This is a genomic window from Candidatus Syntrophocurvum alkaliphilum, assembly GCF_009734445.1.
GTDB classification, from domain to species: domain Bacteria; phylum Bacillota; class Syntrophomonadia; order Syntrophomonadales; family Syntrophomonadaceae; genus Syntrophocurvum; species Syntrophocurvum alkaliphilum.
Genome location: NZ_CP046457.1, coordinates 2130435 through 2149290 on the forward strand (window position 1 = coordinate 2130435; position 18856 = coordinate 2149290).

16 protein-coding genes and 2 riboswitches are annotated in these 18856 nt (G+C 33.0%); of the genes, 12 read left to right on the top strand and 4 right to left on the bottom strand.

Annotation, left to right across the window (positions count from 1 at the left end; all coding sequences use genetic code 11):
- Positions 1 to 2 precede the first annotated feature (2 nt).
- Positions 3 to 899, top strand: a complete 897-nt coding sequence (locus tag SYNTR_RS10295) for a fumarylacetoacetate hydrolase family protein (protein WP_156204426.1) — start codon at positions 3 to 5, stop codon at positions 897 to 899.
- 43 nt (positions 900 to 942) lie between these two features.
- On the opposite strand, the gene SYNTR_RS10300 is transcribed toward SYNTR_RS10295, so the two are convergent.
- Positions 943 to 2985, bottom strand: coding sequence for a putative glycoside hydrolase (locus SYNTR_RS10300; protein WP_156204427.1), 2043 nt, complete (start codon positions 2983 to 2985; stop codon positions 943 to 945).
- Between the two features lie 259 nt (positions 2986 to 3244).
- On the opposite strand from SYNTR_RS10300, the gene SYNTR_RS10305 reads away from it, so the two are divergent.
- Positions 3245 to 4165 carry an ABC transporter ATP-binding protein gene (locus SYNTR_RS10305; RefSeq protein WP_156204428.1) on the top strand — a complete coding sequence of 307 codons (921 nt, stop codon included), beginning with the start codon at positions 3245 to 3247 and terminating at the stop codon, positions 4163 to 4165.
- A complete protein-coding gene (locus SYNTR_RS10310) occupies positions 4158 to 4901 on the top strand; it encodes an ABC transporter permease (RefSeq protein WP_156204429.1) in 744 nt (247 codons plus the stop codon). Before SYNTR_RS10305 ends, SYNTR_RS10310 begins: the two co-directional genes overlap by 8 nt.
- A 39-nt stretch (positions 4902 to 4940) precedes the next feature.
- Here the strand turns inward: SYNTR_RS10310 and SYNTR_RS10315 are convergent, their stop codons facing one another.
- On the bottom strand, positions 4941 to 7580 hold the full coding sequence (locus SYNTR_RS10315) for an S-layer homology domain-containing protein (RefSeq protein ID WP_243140284.1): 2640 nt from the start codon (positions 7578 to 7580) through the stop codon (positions 4941 to 4943).
- Positions 7581 to 7816: 236 nt separating this feature from the next.
- Here SYNTR_RS10315 and SYNTR_RS10320 point away from each other — a divergent pair, with 236 nt between their 5' ends.
- The 8 genes from SYNTR_RS10320 to SYNTR_RS10355 all read left to right on the top strand — a co-directional run bounded on the left by SYNTR_RS10320 (position 7817) and on the right by SYNTR_RS10355 (position 17037).
- Entirely contained in the window at positions 7817 to 9385 is a 1569-nt protein-coding gene (locus tag SYNTR_RS10320) for a glycine betaine uptake BCCT transporter (protein WP_156204431.1), read from the top strand.
- A gap of 54 nt (positions 9386 to 9439) precedes the next feature.
- A riboswitch (TPP riboswitch) is annotated at positions 9440 to 9537 on the top strand.
- 132 nt (positions 9538 to 9669) lie between these two features.
- A riboswitch (TPP riboswitch) is annotated at positions 9670 to 9778 on the top strand.
- 47 nt (positions 9779 to 9825) lie between these two features.
- Entirely contained in the window at positions 9826 to 10023 is a 198-nt protein-coding gene (thiS, locus tag SYNTR_RS10325) for a sulfur carrier protein ThiS (RefSeq protein WP_338140458.1), read from the top strand.
- Positions 10024 to 10830 (top strand): sulfur carrier protein ThiS adenylyltransferase ThiF, encoded by an 807-nt coding sequence (gene thiF, locus SYNTR_RS10330; RefSeq protein WP_156204432.1) that lies wholly within the window; start codon positions 10024 to 10026, stop codon positions 10828 to 10830. It abuts the gene before it with no gap.
- A 15-nt stretch (positions 10831 to 10845) separates the two neighbouring features.
- Complete coding sequence (locus tag SYNTR_RS10335) at positions 10846 to 11622, top strand: thiazole synthase (protein WP_156204433.1); 777 nt, start codon at positions 10846 to 10848, stop codon at positions 11620 to 11622.
- Positions 11622 to 12728 carry a 2-iminoacetate synthase ThiH gene (gene thiH / locus SYNTR_RS10340; protein ID WP_156204434.1) on the top strand — a complete coding sequence of 369 codons (1107 nt, stop codon included), beginning with the start codon at positions 11622 to 11624 and terminating at the stop codon, positions 12726 to 12728. Before SYNTR_RS10335 ends, thiH begins: the two co-directional genes overlap by 1 nt.
- Before the next feature lie 527 nt (positions 12729 to 13255).
- On the top strand, positions 13256 to 14563 hold the full coding sequence (gene thiC / locus SYNTR_RS10345; RefSeq protein ID WP_156204435.1) for a phosphomethylpyrimidine synthase ThiC: 1308 nt from the start codon (positions 13256 to 13258) through the stop codon (positions 14561 to 14563).
- A gap of 3 nt (positions 14564 to 14566) precedes the next feature.
- The gene (gene thiE, locus SYNTR_RS10350) at positions 14567 to 15157 is read left to right on the top strand and encodes a thiamine phosphate synthase (RefSeq protein WP_243140188.1); all 591 of its coding nucleotides are present in this window, start codon (positions 14567 to 14569) and stop codon (positions 15155 to 15157) included.
- 182 nt (positions 15158 to 15339) lie between these two features.
- Positions 15340 to 17037, top strand: a complete 1698-nt coding sequence (locus SYNTR_RS10355; protein WP_156204436.1) for a glutamine--tRNA ligase/YqeY domain fusion protein — start codon at positions 15340 to 15342, stop codon at positions 17035 to 17037.
- Positions 17038 to 17113: 76 nt separating this feature from the next.
- On the opposite strand, the gene SYNTR_RS10360 is transcribed toward SYNTR_RS10355, so the two are convergent.
- Positions 17114 to 17284, bottom strand: a complete 171-nt coding sequence (locus SYNTR_RS10360; RefSeq protein ID WP_156204437.1) for a YgaP-like transmembrane domain — start codon at positions 17282 to 17284, stop codon at positions 17114 to 17116.
- Positions 17285 to 17507: 223 nt separating this feature from the next.
- On the opposite strand from SYNTR_RS10360, the gene SYNTR_RS10365 reads away from it, so the two are divergent.
- Positions 17508 to 17897, top strand: coding sequence for a hypothetical protein (locus SYNTR_RS10365; protein ID WP_156204438.1), 390 nt, complete (start codon positions 17508 to 17510; stop codon positions 17895 to 17897).
- An 82-nt stretch (positions 17898 to 17979) separates the two neighbouring features.
- On the opposite strand, the gene SYNTR_RS10370 is transcribed toward SYNTR_RS10365, so the two are convergent.
- Positions 17980 to 18849 carry an ion transporter gene (locus SYNTR_RS10370; protein ID WP_156204439.1) on the bottom strand — a complete coding sequence of 290 codons (870 nt, stop codon included), beginning with the start codon at positions 18847 to 18849 and terminating at the stop codon, positions 17980 to 17982.
- Between the last annotated feature and the right edge of the window lie 7 nt (positions 18850 to 18856).

An 18856-nucleotide genomic window follows, 5' to 3' on the forward strand; every position in this document is an offset into this window, starting at 1 on the left:
CCATGTATTTTGCAACATACAGTAATGATATAGAAAAAGTAGGAGTAATTACAGAAGATGGACAAAGGATAATAGAATTAGGGAACTTCAATGAATTAGCTTCTTTTGACTCAATGATAGACTTTATCATTAATTGCAGTGATGAGGAATTAAATATTATTGGGAGTAGCCTAAAAGATCAAGAGTTTATTAATAGTAACTCAACTGAAATTTCTAAGATAAAGTTATGTGCTCCAATTAAAAATCCAAGAAGAAATATAATTTGCTTAGGATTAAACTATAGAGACCATATTCAAGAGTCTCAATCAGTAACTAAAGAAGATAAAACGAAAGAGCTTAAACAGCCAGTTTATTTTAGTAAAATGGCTTCAGTTCTAACCGGGCCTGATGAAAATGTTAATAGTCACAAGGGAGTTACTGAGGAAATAGACTATGAGGTTGAACTAGCTGTGATAATTGGGAAAGATGGAACTAACATACCTGCTGAAGAAGCTGAGGACTATATATTTGGATATTCAATATTTAATGATGTATCAGCAAGGGATCTACAAAGACAACATAAACAATGGATTAAAGGTAAGAGTTTAGATACGTTTTCTGTACTAGGTCCTTATATAGTTCATAAAAGTGAAATACCTTTTCCAGTTCATTTAAATGTTAGTAGTAAAGTAAATGGTGAGTTGCGTCAAAGCTCAAACACTAAAAATTTAATATTTGATTTACCTTACATAATTAGTGATTTATCAAAAGGACTTACTTTAAAAGCTGGAGATATTATTGCAACCGGAACACCAGCAGGAGTAGGAATGGGCTTTAAACCACCAAAATATTTAAAATCAGGTGATGTTGTAGAGTTGGAAATAGAAAAAATAGGCGTTTTACGGAATAAAATCATATAAATTTTTAATTTTTAATTTTGAATTCTTAATTAAAAATTCCCCTTTAGGGGACAATTTGTTCTTTGTGATATGTTGAGCCTGCGTGCCAGAGAAGCCAAGAATCTATGCCTTGGTTTTCTGTAGCTTCTATTTGGGCCCTTATTTCGTCTCTGCCATAGCGAGGTTGGCCCATAGTAAATGCTTGAAGCCATGGTCGCAGTTCACAACCTGTGAGTTCGAGCAATTCTTGAAATTCTATCATAGATTTTTCTATAACTTCATATGGATGAGCATTAGGATTATTAAACCCATAATTACCAGGCCCATAATGAGATGGGTACACCATAGGTGACATATAATCTAAATACGGCCCCATTTTTTCAGCTCTTTGACCAATTTTTAAATCATCTTCCGCAAAGCTTATAAAACCAAACACAGCTGCGGATAACCTTTTATCCCAACCCAATTCTGCTCTGGCATAGGCTAAGAAATCTGTAATAACCTCTACACGAGTACCGGTTATTTCTGAACCGTACTCAGCTTCCCAAGCAGCGTTTCCTTCGGGAAAGCGTATGTAATCAAACTGAACTTCATCAAAGCCCATTTCATAAGCTTCTTTAGCTAGTTCAATATTATAATCCCATACATCCTTAGATCTAGGAGTAACCCATACTCCATTATCTAAAGGTGCTCCATCTTTTCTAGTTACCATATACTCAGGTCTTTGACTAGCTAAGACCGGATCGCGAAAAACTACTATACGAGCAATAGAATATATGCCACGCTCTTGTAAATCAGCTACTAACTCCTCAACAGGCAAAAAATTTTTGCTGGCTCTTATCTCTTGAGCCAGCTCTACAGTGGATGTATGTCCCATATAACCCGATTCGTCTTTTAAGTCAAGTTGAACTGTATTCATTGAAGTTTCTTCAACTAAGTTTAAATAATTATTCCACCTATCCTGAGACGAAGCAGCATAATAGGTTACATGCATTCCTTTTGCCTCTAGTGCCTGTTCTTCTTTCTCAGGGGTCCTTGGCAAGTCTGCCTTTTCATAGATATAAATATCTTTATCAAAATCATTACCTAAATAATCAGCCCATTCTTCTGGGAAAGAGATCATTTCATTATTACCATCACTTATATATCGGCGGTATTCTATTCTATCTAACCAAGTAGTTAAACTACTAGTACCATCATCATCAAAAACTTGTATGCGCTCAATAGCATATGGATCAAAATCTTTGTGGAAAGGTGAGAAGGCATCTCTCCAAGCCCACTTTACAACACCAGCATGCTCATAACTAACTCCATTGTGTTCACCTTTAATTATAGTTTCATAAGGATCGGGTACTCCATCCTGTACAATAGCAAAACTATTTATTTCATAATCGGGAATAGCTTCCCTAACATGCCCTTTTAAAGTAGCTATCTCTGCCTGTACTTCCTCGGGAGATAAGCTACCTAGGTTACTATGAGTAAACGTATGATTACCTATTTCAAAGCCCCATTCATCTAGCATTTGTAGCTTTTTCTTCCAATATTGCCTTTGATCCGGTTCAGAACTAAATGGGTAACCATTAATATAAAAGGTTGCTACATGTCCAAAATCAGGGTGTTTTTTACCAAATTCTTTTAGGATACCTACAGCACTATCGGGATCAACAACCAATTCACCATCTTCTTCTAAAAGGCGAAAATGACCTGTTGTACTATCATCAAAAGTAATAATTGCGGGTGATTTTCCTTGTGGAATATCTATTTCACCATTTAAATAATCATTCATAGGGACTAAAACATAATCGCGATCATATAATTCTTGCAAGTCATTTCTAAAACTTTCAGGAGTCCTAGTCCAGCGTCCCTCCTGTTCACCAATTAAATGATAAACTAATATGGGAACAGTACCTAATTCATTTGCACCTACTTCAGCTGCAATTTCTTCCCAATCTATATCTTCTTTATCGATATCCTTAAAAACGGGTGTCCCGTCTTTATTTGGTTCTTTTGACATCAAACTATTAAATATTCCTTGTGAATAAAGTATAGTTACTATTAGTAAAACACCTAATATAACAGATCCCCATATAAGCTTTGACTTTTGCATATTTTAATTCCTTTCTAGATGTTTTTTATTTCAATACAGTTTTCTTCTAATAAACATAAAAATCCTGTCTGTTCGACACAAAATTTAATGGAAATTACACCATAAAAAGTAACGTTAAATCTAAAACAGGGATAGCTCTTTTTTAAAACAAAGAGCGTGTTATACATAAATTTTATATTATAAGTGAATATTAAATTTACTTATTCATCTGACTATTATAAAAATCTAAAGTTATCTTTTATATTTTAGGAGTGTTTTTTTGGAAGAGATACTTAAAACAAATAATTTATCTAAACACTATGGATCATATAAGGCAGTAAACCAATTAAATATGACAGTCTATAAAGGTGAAATATATGGATTTTTAGGTCGTAATGGTGCAGGGAAAACAACATCTATTAGAATGCTACTAGGGTTAATTAAACCTACTGATGGTTATATTGAAATGTTTGGAAAAGACTTAAAGAATAACCAAAAAGAAATACTATCAAGAATTGGATCTATAGTAGAGAATTCTGGTTTTTATCCCAATTTAACAGCAGAAGAAAATTTAAGAATTAATGCAAAATTAATGGGCATAGCTCAAACAAATGCAGTACATGAAGCTTTAGAATTAGTTAACTTAAATGGGGAACATAATAAATTAGTAAGAAAATATTCTCTAGGAATGAAACAACGATTAGGAATTGCAAGAGCAATTCAACATAATCCTGAATTTTTGATCTTAGATGAGCCTACTAATGGATTGGATCCCATTGGAATAAAAGAGATGCGAAAAATGATTAAAAACTTATCCCAAGAAAGAGATATTACCATTTTTATGTCTAGTCACATTCTTAGTGAGATAGAACAAATAGCTAATCGTGTAGGAATAATTCATGAAGGGATATTGTTAAAACAAATTGATCTACAACAGTTACATGATAATAGTGATAAATATTTACAAATTAAAACTTCAGAATTATCTCAAGCAATATTGATATTGGAAAAAGAACTTAGTATTTTAGATTATAAGGTAATGGAGAATAGTGAATTAAGAATATATAATTTAGACTACTCTCCAGCAACGATTAATAAAGTGCTTGTTAAGAATAACATAGAGGTAACAAAGTTAGTAATGAAAGAAGATAACTTAGAAGAATATTTTATTCGCTTAACAGGTGGTGGTCCAATTGGTTAATTTATTATATACAGAAATTTTGAAGCTAAAGCGTTCTTATATGATAATTATTACAGTAGCTGGTGCCAGTGTTGTTCCAGTTATTAACTTTTTAATTTTTAACGCAATTCGAAAAACAAATATGGATGTTGGAGTTGAAGTTAATTTTATAATATATGCAGAACAGACAATCTTTTTTATTACTTTGCTTGTTGGAGTTTTACTATATGGATTGCTTGCAACTTATACTTTTAGCAGAGAATATGAAGATGATACGTTGAAAAACTTACTGACTGTTCCTGTAGGCAGAACAAAGCTACTTTTAAGTAAGTATTTATTAATACTATTTTGGATAATGCTGTTGACTATACTTGCCTTGGTATTATGTTTGTTACTTAGTTTAATTGGAGGTTTTGGAGCTCTTAGTTTAGAAAACATTTTATATGCATTTAATATATACATTCTTTCAGGATTTTTTATGTTTTTACTAGTAATGCCTATAGTTTTTATAACTAAAGTTTTTAAAAGTTATGTGGCATCCATAGCTTTTGCTATAGTTATAGTGATAGTTAGCTTGGTTTTATCTAACTCAGAATACTTAGGATTATATCCTTGGTCTGCCCCTATAAGAATACTAAATCCATTAGTAGAGGTTTCCGCTTATCCTCTTTGGTATTCCTGGGCAAGTATATTATTAACTGGTTTTATAAGTGTTTTTATTACTATTATCTACTTTAATAAGCAGGATATACAATAAAAAAAGCGAGGTTTAATATCCTCGCTTTTAAAAAGGTTTCTATCTTTTTTCTATTTCATAAACTCTATTATCAAACATGTAAAAATCAATTATATCATTGCTTTCTAAATGTCTAAGACGTATAATTTCATTATTTGAATGAACATAACAGTTATTAACTAGGTTATAGAATGAGTAACTACCATCTTTATATACAAATATTCTAGTATTATTTTCATTTGTAGTTTCAAATCTGGCAGTATGTTTATGCATAATATAATAATTTTGAGATCCATCGATGTTTTCTTCAACTTTTACTCTATCTCCGTAAACTAAATAGCTTAATCTATCAGATTCGCTGTTACCATCAATGATTTTACTATCAGAACTAAAGTCAAATGTTCTATTATCTCCATCATATGTTCTTATGGTTAATGTTTGATTATTACTATTTATGTTAGTTACTTTACCGTGAACAATTGGCATTACTTCTATCTTGGTTAAACGATTTCCTAAGTAGGTAGCTCTAATCATATCTTCTACTCTAAAATCTTCTATTTGTGGTGAGGAAACTCCAGGTATATATACATCAAATCTATCACTTAAATAAAAGTTTCTTGTATTACCATCATCGTCTTCAACTCGTAAACGTTCACTACTTTCATATATCCTGTTTACCTCATATATAAGCTCAGTTTCAACATTTATTTCTTTAACAGTTTCATCACTATCGAGCCTTAGTTCAACGTAATCATTTCTATCTATATCTCTAACCCTTGGTCTTGAGATGTCACGTATATTAACATCTACATCACGTGAAATAATATAGGTAGAAGAGTCACCGTTATCGCTAATAGATATTAACCTGCGATCAGGGTTAACAGAAGCTACAGTACCTTCAATAGTATTTCTAGTTTCTATAAATATTACTTTATCATCTAATAGTTCTAGTTCAACTTTCATATCTCTTTCTATATAAGATAAGTCGTAACGTGTACGATCATCTATTGAAAACTCAGCTAATTCACTTACCTCATATGTTTTAGTATTATCATCTTCTGTTCTAATAACTATCACATAGTTACTAGTGTCTATAGCCATTACACTTCCCTTAACATTTTCTTCAACACCTCTGTTAGTAACATTTAACTCTACTACATTACCATCTTCAATTCTTAAATCTACTTCATCATTAACAGATATGCTACTTAAAGATGAAGAACTAGTTCCAGGAATATTTACTTCTACATCATTTGATACTGTTAAGGTATGGATATCTTCATTATCTTCAACTACAATTAAGTTATTTTCACTTGATACTACAATAATCTTGCCTGAAATAGTCATTTCTTGTTGTGCTTTTAATAGTTCAATTTCTAATAAATCTGTTCCCTCAGTAGCTACTCTAACCTCATCACCAGTTTGCAAATCTTCTATACTAGGAAATCTCACATTTTCAATATTTATTTCTGTTTTATCTGAAAAAACATAAGTTACAAAGTTATTGTTGGCATCTCTTAGAATTAATAAGTTTTGACTTGGCTCTATATCATAGATTACACCATGGTTAGAAAAACTTACATTGTCATCACTAACAGTAACTGAAATAACCCTATTATCTGAACTTAGCTCCAGCTCTACTATGCTACCAGGAACAACTTGGGAAAACTCAAATTGTTGACCACTTTGATTAACAAATACTGCTGAAGAGTCTAATGTTTTGGTATATATTTTCTCATTTGAATCCTTTATTACAATTACATTTTCATCATGTATTACATGTATAACTGTACCTTTAACTGAGGTTGAGGACACATCTTTATCAATTAAATCTATTAACTTAACTGTATTTCCATCAGTAAGCACATTAATAGTGTTATTTGTTCTTAAATTATCTATTGTACATACTTTATCATCTTGATCGAAAACCCAAGGGTCAGAATCTATACTAAAAGTATGTATTCTTCCATCAGCAGAAATGCTGACTCTAGAGTTATTAATACTTAAAATCCTACCTTCGGCAATAGAATTACTTAAGTCTAAATATTGTTCACTTCTACTTAGCAAAGCTACACTTTGAGCTCTTGTAACGAGTTGATTAGGCTTGAAGGTATTATCAGGGTAGCCAGAAATAAGTGAATACTCTACACCAGCATTTATATAACCCCTAGCCCAACTAGGTATTGCTCCAGCATCTGAAAAGTCTGGTGTTTTGTCCATTAATAACCGCGCTTCATCATCTTTATCAATCATACGTACCATTAGTTGTGTCATCCAGGCTCTTGTTGCAATAGCTGTAGAGCTAAATCTATTTTCTGTAGGTATAATTATTTCTTGATCAATAGCAAATAATATTTCTCTTTTAAAGTTTTCTTCTGCCCACTCTGGTACATCAAAAGGAATAGACTTATTTGTATCTATCAAAGCAAGTTGGTCTTCAACTTCCATATTTCTTACAGCCATTAAAAGGGCTTCAAGTTGTGTTACCGCTTTATCTGGATTAAAACTTCCATCATCATATCCGGTTACAACACCTCGTAAATCCATTTTTACAACATCACTAAAAGCCCAATGAGTATCGTTTACATCTGTATACGGACTATTAGTAGAGGCCAAGCTTTTTTCTAGGGGAAAAGAAAAAAAGATAGTAAAACAAAAGAAAAAAATTAAAATTACTGAAGAAAATTTTTTATATCGCATATTCACTTTCATATCTCTCCTTATTTGATATATCCACAGTGGTGGTTGTATTCAATAGATTCTCTATTTCGACAATCTAGCAAAATATTCCTGCTAAGTCCGCTAAATATTTAAAAATAATAGTAAAAACCTAGGCATTCTTTATACTAATTTAAATTAACAGAAAGAAATACTTTATTATTGCACAAACTAGAGAAAGTCTTTTTTTAAATTTAAAACTAGGAGTAATAACAGTTATGAAAAAAGATAAGCTTGGTGTAGTTTTTTATTTTTCAGTAGCAGTTATATCACTATTTGTGCTTTGGGGAATACTTTTACCAGAAAGTTTAGCTGATAGAACAGAGCAAATATTAAATTATATAATTGATACATTTGGTTGGTTTTATCTTTTTGCTACATTTATTTTTGTTTTATTTGTTATTTTTTTAGGTTTTGGGCCATATGGACAAATAAAGCTAGGCAAAGACGAAGATGAACCAGAATATAATTTCTATACATGGCTGGGTATGTTATTCTCTGCAGGAATGGGAATAGGGTTGGTTTTCTGGGGTGTAGCTGAACCTGTTATGCACTACCTTACACCACCTGAAGGTATAACACCTGAAACCACAGAGGCTGCTGAAATAGCACTGCGCTACTCGTTTTTCCACTGGGGACTTCACCCTTGGGCTATTTATGCTATCGTTGCATTAACTCTTGCATATTATCGGTTTCGCAAGGAAGAAGCAGGACTAATAAGTACGGCATTTAGGCCATTACTAGGTGATAAAGTAAATGGTCCCATAGGTAAAGCTATAGATAGCCTTGCAGTTATAGCAACAGTTTTTGGTGTAGCAACCTCATTAGGATTAGGGGCACTACAAATAAGCGGTGGCTTCTCATACCTTTTAGGCACACCCAATATAATTACAGTACAGATAATAATTATATTTATAGTTACTATTTTATATATGATATCTGCATCAACAGGTTTAAATAGAGGAATTAGATATTTAAGCAATGTCAACCTAACTGTAGCAGGTGTATTACTTTTATTCGTGTTACTAGCAGGACCTACATTATTTATCATTGAAAACTTTACTGCAACAATAGGGCGATACCTAGGAAACTTTATACCTATGAGCTTTCGCTTAACTCCTTTTGCGGATGGTGAATGGATAGGTTCTTGGACTTTGTTCTACTGGGCTTGGTGGATAGCATGGGCACCATTCGTAGGCACTTTTATTGCTAGAGTTTCCAAGGGAAGAACAATTAGGGAATTTGTTCTAGGTGTTCTTTTCGTTCCCTCTACCTTAGGAGCTTTATGGTTTGCTACTTTTGGTGGAGCTGCATTTTACTTAGAAAAGTTTCAGGGTGTAGCTATCTCTACAGCTGTAGATAATGATATAACCTCAGCTTTATTTATAACTTTAGAACAATTTCCGTTTGGGCTTGTCCTTATGGTATTAGCAATTCTTTTAATAATAACTTTTTTTGTAACTTCTGCAGACTCAGCTACTTTTGTATTAGGAATTTTGTCTACTCAGGGAGTGCTAAATCCTAGTAAAAGAATTAAGTATGTGTGGGGGATTCTTCAATCAGGTATAGCAATTGCACTTCTTTGGAGTGGAGGTTTAGAAGGATTACAAACAGCATCAATAATTGCGGCCCTACCCTTTGCTATTATCATGCTGGGGATGATTGTGTCTATAAACAAGGAATTAAAGGAAGAGTTACACAGACAAAAAGAAAAAGAAAAACGAAAGATAAAAAAATTAGAAAGAATGATGGAACAACACCTAAAAGATAAGGATGATGGGAGGTAGAAAATAAAATATCTTTACAAAGTATTATTTTTAGATTATAAATATAGTAATAAAAAAAATAGCTAGGGGTGCCACACTGGCTGAGAAGGTTTTTCCTAACCCTTGAACCTGATGTAGTTAATACTACCGTAGGGAAGCATATAAGATTTTAATGAATTTTAACAGCTACCTATCGGTAAGCTGTTTTTTTAATTTTGTTAAGTAGTATTTGGTAATTAAACGCTGATTAACGCTGATAATTATTTAATTATTTGGTTTTATATAACTGTAACATGGAAAAATAAATATACATCAAGGGGAGCTTATAGGGATAGGCTGAGAAAGAGATGTTATCTCTGACCCTTATACCTGATTTGGATAATGCCAACGTAGGGATTGATATTTTTTAAATACAAATCTCTATAGATTTGTATTTTTATTTTAAGGCAAAGGAGGACTTAATGTTGATAGTTAATGGTAAGGAAATGAAGTTTGAAAAAGATATTACTGTAAATGAGCTTTTGCAAAAGCTAGACCTTAATCCAGATAAGGTGGTTGTAGAAGTTAATTTAGATATTGTTTCAAAAGATAGATATGATGAACATATTTTATCTGATAGTGATTCTGTAGAGATAGTTGCCTTTGTAGGGGGCGGTTAAATGAAAATAATGTTGAATGAAAAGAGCCACTTCGTTTCATCGGGAACAACAGCATTTCAACTAAGAGATGAAGTAAAGCCTGATGCAGATATAGTTGTTTTTAATGGTTTTATAGTAAAGGAAGATTATCCTTTAAAAGATGGAGATAAAATAACCCTTATAAAAAGAGGAGAAATTCCTTCACAAGAAGAGATGGAATCCTTACTAGTAGCCCGTCATACTCCGGGAGTACACGAAAGTGTGAAAAAAGCATTTGTAGGTATAGCTGGTTTAGGGGGGTTAGGTTCAAATGTAGCTGTTTCATTAGCCAGACTTGGTATAGGGAGGTTACTACTAATTGATTTTGACATAGTAGAACCTAGCAATCTTAATAGGCAACAATATTTTATTAACCATATTGGAATGCCTAAAACTGAAGCATTAAAGGAATTGATAGCACAGATTAATCCTTTTGTAGAGGTGGAAACTAAAGATGCTTACTTAGATAGTACAAACATTAAAGAGGTATTTAGTGATGTAGATATTATTGTAGAAGCCTTTGATAATCCACAAAGCAAAGCAGAGCTAGTTAATATAGTTTTGCAAAGTTTGCCTAACAAACCAATTGTAGCAGCATCGGGTATGGCAGGCTATTTTTCCAATAATTTAATTACTACCAAAAAAATTAGGGAAAATTTTTATTTAGTAGGAGATGATACTTCTGAAGCTAAACCCGGTAGTGGTCTAATGGCACCACGTGTAGGGATAGCTGCTAATCATCAGGCTAATATGGTTTTGCGACTAATATTGGGTGAAAAAGATATTTAACATAGGAGTGATTATATGGATCCATTAATGATAGGTGGTACTGCTCTAAATAGCAGGTTGTTAATAGGTACAGGTAAATATGCTAATGATGCAGTCATGCCTGAGGTTATAAAGAAAAGTGGAACAGAGGTAGTAACAGTTGCTCTAAGAAGAGTAGACATGGAGTCAAAACAGGACAATATTATTGAACATATACCAGAGGAATGCATATTACTCCCTAATACCTCAGGAGCAAGAAATGCAGAAGAAGCTGTGCGCATAGCACGTTTAGCACGAGCTATGGGCTGTGGTGATTGGGTGAAGATTGAGGTTATTTCTGATAATAAGTACTTGCTTCCAGATAACTACGAAACCACAAAAGCTACAGAAATACTAGCTAAAGAAGGGTTTGTGGTACTACCTTATATGAGCCCAGATTTGAAGGCAGCTCAAAGAATGGCAGATGCAGGAGCAGCCGCAGTTATGCCGTTAGGAGCACCGATTGGCAGTAATCGAGGAATTAGGACTAAGGAATTAGTGCAAATAATGATAGATGAAATAGATTTACCTATTATTGTAGATGCAGGTATTGGTAAGCCATCTGAAGCGGCTGAGGCCATGGAAATGGGAGCCGCTGCAGTTTTAGTTAATACAGCTATTGCTACAGCACAAGACCCAGTAAATATGGGAGAGGCGTTTGCACTAGCAGTAAAGGCTGGTAGAATGGCGTATTTAGCTAAAACAGGACCAGAAAAAGTTTATGCAAGTGCATCATCACCATTAACAGGTTTTTTACATGAAGGGGATTTATAATGAGTTTTTACGAGTATTATTCGAACTATAAAAACATAGAGCATGAGGCTTTTTTTAAAAACCTTACAGAAGCAGATATTTTAAGAACTATTAGTAAGAGTAAGATAAGTGAACTAGAGTTTTTAGCACTATTGTCACCTTTAGCAGCTAACTACTTAGAAGATATGGCTAGAAGAGCCCATCAGGCATCATTACAACACTTTGGGAAAACTGTTTTGCTATATACGCCAATGTATTTAGCTAATCATTGTACAAACCATTGCTCTTATTGCACTTTTAGTGTTGCTAATAACATAAGTAGACATAAACTTTCGTTGGAAGAAATAGATAAAGAAGCTAAAACTATATCTGCTACTGGGCTAAAACACATTCTTGTTTTAACAGGTGAATCTAGAAAGGATACTCCTGTTTCATATATTACTGAAGCTGTAAAAATATTAAAAAAATACTTTGACTCTATTTCTATAGAAATTTATCCACTAACAGAAGAAGAATACAAACAGCTAATAGATGCCGGGGTAGACGGGTTAACTATATACCAAGAAGTATATAATGAAAAAATCTATGACCAGGTACATATTTCCGGTCCTAAAAAAGACTATCACTTCCGACTAGATGCTCCTGAAAGGGCTTGTAAAGCAAAGATACGAAGTGTAAACATTGGAGCATTATTAGGCTTAAATGATTGGAGAAAAGAAGCCTTTACTACAGGTTTACATGCAAATTATTTACAAAGTACATATATGGATGTAGAAACTAGTGTATCACTACCACGCTTAAGACCACATAAGGGTAGCTTTGAGCAGGTAGTACATGTTAGTGATAAGGATTTGGTACAGATAATGTTAGCTCTTAAGATATTTATGCCGTATTTAGGGATTACTATATCTACAAGGGAAAAACAAGAGCTACGAAACCATCTAATTCCTTTAGGAGTAACCAAAATGTCTGCAGGCGTATCAACCGAAGTAGGTGGTCACAGTAGCTGTATTGATGGAGATGGACAATTTGAAATAAGTGATACACGTAGTGTTGATGAGATAAGAGATGCTATAAGAGAAAGAGGTTTTCAACCAGTATTCAAAAATTGGATGCAAATTACGTAGGGAAGCAGTTTTTTATTTATAGAAAAAAACTTTTAAAAAAGCCAATAAGTTTTGGATAAAGCAAGATGTTTTAATTTTGAATTTTAAATTTTGATTCCACTGCAAAAAGCTAAACTTAGACTATGGAATCGGCTGAGCAAACATGTTTATCACGCCACTCATCGGTCTTTACCTCCATTTTAGCTTAGCACTTATTATCTAAAATGATTTTTTATTTATACTTAGCCGTGATCTATGCACCACGCCTTGCTATTCGGGACTTAGATAAACATGTTTGCTCAGCCTTAAGCTTGTTGTAGTTACTTTTTGTAGCAGAATCAATTTTAAATTCTTAATTATTGTTAGGAAACTAACGTTTCCTTTTTTATTATAAAAATTGGGAAACTTTGTTTCCCTACCATAATTAAAAATTGAGAATTAAAAATTAATAATTATCATTCAAATATAAGTAATGTAGAAAGTGATAAATAGTGTTTTTAGAATAAATAACCTAGAAATATTAAACAAAAAAAGGAGAATGAGTAAAAATGTATACGACACAGATGGATGCGGCTCGAAAAGGTATAGTTACTAAAGAGATGGAGATAGTGGCGAAAAAGGAGCAAATGAATGTTTTAGATTTGCTTGAGTTAGTGGCTAAAGGAACAGTTATTGTACCAGCTAATAAAAACCATAAAAACCTTGACCCAGAAGGGATAGGGAAAGGTATGAAAACCAAAATAAATGTAAATTTAGGAATTTCTAAAGACTGTCCTAACATTGAAGCTGAATTAGAAAAAGTACAAGTGGCTTTAGATATGAAGGTTGAAGCAATAATGGATTTAAGCTCATATGGTAAAACCGAAGAATTTAGGCAAAGAGTAATTGCAATGTCACCAGCTATGATTGGCACTGTTCCTGTATATGATGCGATAGGGTTTTATGATAAAGAACTAAGTGAAATAAAATCAGAAGAATTTTTAGATGTAGTTGAAAAACATGCTCAGGATGGAGTTGATTTTGTTACTATACATGCGGGCATAAACAAAGAAACAGCAGAAGTGTTTAAAAGAAACTCACGTTTAACAAACATAGTTTCTAGGGGTGGAGCACTAATGTATGCATGGATGGAGCTAAATAATAAAGAAAATCCATTCTTTGAACACTACGACAAACTATTAGATATATGTGAAAAATACGATTTAACCTTAAGCCTTGGAGATGCCTGTAGACCCGGAAGTATAAATGATTCTACTGATGCTAGCCAAATAAAAGAACTAATGATTCTAGGTGAGTTAACTAAAAGGGCGTGGGAGAGAAATGTACAGGTAATGATTGAAGGGCCGGGGCATATGGCTATAAATGAAATAGAAGCCAATATGGTTATCGAGAAAAAATTATGTCATGGAGCTCCTTTTTATGTATTAGGGCCATTAGTAACTGATGTAGCACCTGGTTATGATCACATTACAAGTGCAATTGGTGGAGCTATTGCGGCTAGTCATGGTGCGGACTTTTTATGCTATGTAACTCCTGCCGAACACTTAAGACTTCCCAACCTAGAAGATATGAAAGAAGGAATTATAGCATCGAAAATAGCAGCTCATGCGGGTGATATTGCTAAAAATGTTAAAGGGGCTAAAGAATGGGATTATGAAATGAGTAAGGCTAGGCAGCAACTAGACTGGGAAAGAATGTTTGAATTAGCCATAGACCCTGCAAAAGCTAGGAGGTATAGAGAAGAATCAATGCCTGAACATAGTGATAGCTGTACGATGTGTGGAAAAATGTGCTCTATGCGTAATATGAACAAAGTTATGGAAGGTAAAAGTGTTAACATTTTAAGAGAGGATTAAAGAATGATGCTTTACCTAGTAACTAATAGACATCTAATAAAAGAGGATAATTTATTAAATGTGGTAAAAAAATCAGTTGAAGCAGGAGCGAATGCAGTAATACTAAGGGAAAAGGATTTAAACTTTGAGGAGCTTTACCCAATTACCATGGAAATCAAGAAGGTAACCGAAAAAAATAACGCATTATTAATTGTTAATAACAACCTTGATGTAGCTATAAAATCTAAAGCTGACGGTTATCATTCTAGTTTTAAAGACTTTATAAATGCCTCTAAACATTTCCCGAGAACTAAAGGGGTTTCTATACATAGTGTAGAAGAAGCAATTATAGCGGAAAATAATGGTGCAGATTACCTATTAGCAGGGCATGTTTATAAAACAGATAGTAAAAAAGATTTAGAACCAAAAGGCCTTGAATTCATACGTAATATTAAAGCAAAAGTAAATATACCGGTAATAGCAATAGGTGGAATTACACCTCAAAATGCAAAAGAGGTAATAAATGCTGGTGCTGATGGCATAGCAGTAATGTCATCAATTATGTCATCTAAAGATACCAATAGAATAATTAAAGAATATCAAGGTCTGTGTTAATCACTTTAGTCAGTGAAGTCTGTGTCTATTAATTAATAAGGTTTTATATTAAATTTATCATTCAAAGTAAAAATTAAATGGTAAAATATTTTATTAAAGTAACTTATGCCTTATAGTTAATAATTAAGGTTTTTAATGTTAATAATTATATTGGATAATTTTTTATAAAGGAGAACTTTTATATGAGTGAATTAGGATTACCAACAAACTTTATTCAAAACATTATTACCGAAGATATAAAAAATAATAAAAATGAGGGTAGAGTTCATACAAGGTTTCCTCCCGAACCAAATGGATATTTACATATTGGCCATGCCAAATCCATCTGCCTAAACTTTGGCCTAGCATTGAGGAATGAAGGGCTGTGTAACCTCAGGTTTGATGACACTAATCCCAGCAAAGAAGATATTGAATATGTAGATTCTATAAAGCGTGATGTTAAATGGTTGGGCTTTGATTGGGAAGACAGGCTGTATTATGCCTCTGATTACTTTGAGCACTTTTATCAATTTGCAGTTCAACTTATTAAAGATGGAAAAGCCTATGTTTGTGACCTAGATCCTGATGAAATACGAGAATATCGGGGAACATTAACTGAGCCCGGAAAAAACAGTCCATATCGTGACCGTTCTGTTGAAGAAAACCTAGATTTATTTGAACGTATGAAAAATGGGGAATTTCCTGATGGATCTAAAGTGTTACGAGCCAAGATAGATATGGCTTCTGGCAACTTAAATATGAGAGATCCAGTTCTTTATAGAGTACTAAGGGCAACTCATCATAAAACTGGGGATGAGTGGTGTATTTATCCTATGTATGATTATGCCCATCCACTATCGGATGCTTTAGAAAATATTACTCACTCTATATGTACTCTTGAATTTGCAGACCATAGACCACTTTATGATTGGTTTTTAGATAACATAGATTATAGCAAAGTTGAGGGAGTAAAAGGAAGACCTCAACAAATAGAGTTTGCAAGGCTAAACTTAACATATACTGTCATGAGCAAGCGCAAGCTGCGCCAGCTAGTAGAAGAAGGGTATGTAGCTGGTTGGGACGACCCGCGTATGCCAACTATATCTGGTCTTAGAAGGCGAGGTTATACCCCGGAGTCTATTAGAGATTTCTGTGATAGAATTGGTGTGGCTAAAAGTGATAATATGGTAGACATTGCACTGCTTGAGCATTGTATAAGAGAAGATTTAAATGCAAATGCTGCAAGAGTTATGGCGGTACTTAGGCCTATTAAACTGGTAATTGAAAACTATCCAGAAGGTAAGGTAGAGTGGGTTGAAATTACTAACAATCCAGAGAACCCGGAAATGGGCTCTAGAACTTTACCTTTTTCTAGAGAAATATATATTGAACAAGAAGACTTTATGGAAGATCCACCAAAAAAATTCTTTCGTTTAGCACCAGATAAAGAGGTAAGACTTAAAGGGGCATATATAATTAAATGTGAAGAGGTTATTAAAGATAGTTCAGGTGAAATTGTTGAGATTCGCTGTACCTATGACCCAGACTCCAAAAGTGGTGGGCCTACTGCAGGTCGAAAAGTGAAAGGAACCCTTCATTGGGTATGTGCTAGTCATGCAGTAGATGCAAAAGTGTGCTTATATGACCACTTATTTACACAAGAAAACCCAGATAATGATGAAGAAGGTTTAGATTTTAAATCAAAAATAAATCCTAATTCATTAGAGATATTAGCTACTGCAAAAGTAGAGCCGTCTTTACAAGAGGTAGAACCTGAAACTCGTTTTCAATTTCTTAGACAAGGATATTTTACAGTAGACCAAGAATCAACCAATGAAAACCTTGTTTTCAATAGGATTGTCTCTTTAAGAGATACATGGGCAAAGATAAAAAAGAAATAGCAAAGGACGGGAAAATCCCGTCCTAAATTGACTATTCTCTATCATAGGTTGACCAACCTAATAGATCATATATTACTCAATATCCTATAACAGCTTCAACTATATTAATAATGGCTAAAACATATAAGATTGTAGTTAAAGTTGGTCCTACAACTGCAATGGTAGGGATAACAAATAGAATTGCAGCTAAGATTAACCTTAACCCTCTATCCCAGGTTGCTAAATTGCGTTCAAATTCTAATTTCAACTTTAATCACCTCAGGTATATTTTATCTTTCGATATTGTTTTTTATGTATAGTAGAACAGAGAATAATAATATTACTTTTTTTATTATTCAAATATATTAGGATAAACTTTTATCGATAGAGTTGAATTAGCTTATGAAATAAAGTAAAGTTTTATTTGGTTTACCAAAAATATAATTATATTAGATGACATAGCAGTGGAGGTGTTTGAAATTTCTAGGTGTTTGTATTGTAGGAAAAAAGACAGTTCAAATGAGGTGAATACATCAATACTTGTTAATGGTGAGTTAAAACAAATGCAAACAGTATCTTGCTCAGATGAATGTGCAGACAAAATTCAAGAATTTGCAGAGTTTAATAATATAAGCTCAAAAAATTTTGTTAAAATTGGAATAGCAGGTATAATTTTTTTCCTGTTTTTAATTGCGCTTAATACGGTCGGGTTTCAAGTAGATATATTTCCTTTTATTATAATTTTTTTTGGGGCTGTTTTCTTACTTTATCCCCTAGCAACATGGGGGTTTTATAAAAGAATAGGTATAAAATATATGACTATAATTGTTAGGGTTCTAGCAATTCTCTTAATTGTACTAGGTGTTTTAAGACTTATCTAACATAAATATAAACTAACCCAAGGGTGGTATTATATTTAATTCATCCTTGGGTTAGTTAGATTCTGCAAAATTTTTGAAATTATCAATTGTTTTTCTGTGAAACCCCTTTTTCTTCCTGTAGCGAAATTATAACAGCTTTTAATTCAGCAATTTCATTTGATAGTCTTTCTAATTCTGTTTGGGCATCTTCTTCTTCATCCTCTTCTTTGTTTACTTTAGTTTCTACCACAATTTCTTGGAAGTTAGTAACAATTACTCCGATAAATAGGTTTATGACAATAAATGTACCTATTAAAATAAAAGCTACAAAATATATCCATGCCCATGGCAATTCAACTAAAATAGGCCTCATAACTGCACTAGCCCAAGATTCAAGTGTAACAACTTGAAATAAAGCAAGTAGAGATGTCCCTAAAGTTCCAAAGTATTCTGGTGCAACTTCAGCAAACAGTATTGTACCCATAACTGCAAACACATAAAAAATTAATCCCATTAAAAGCAAAATATTGCCTAAAGCTGGTATTGTTTTAATTAAAGCAGTTACTAACCTTTGTAAAGAGGGTATCACAGATATAGCTCTTAAAATTCTGAAGACACGAATAATACGTAATATTGATACAAAATGTCCACTAACAAGAATATGGGCACTAGCAACAATTATAAAATCAAATACGTTCCATCCGTCTTTAAAAAAGTTATACCATTTATCTGTTGCTAATAAACGCAAAATTATTTCTATAGTAAAAACCCATAAAAATATACTTTCAGCAATAATAAAGTACCCTTTATATGCTGTGAATATATCTGGGTATGTTTCCAAACCAATTACTACTGCATTTATAAGGATTAATGTGATGATAAACTTTGTGAATAGTGGATGTTGAACAATTCGTGCGCTCCAAGCAGAATAGGGCTTTTTTTCAACATTAGCATTATTAAAAACAGGTTGCATATATAAA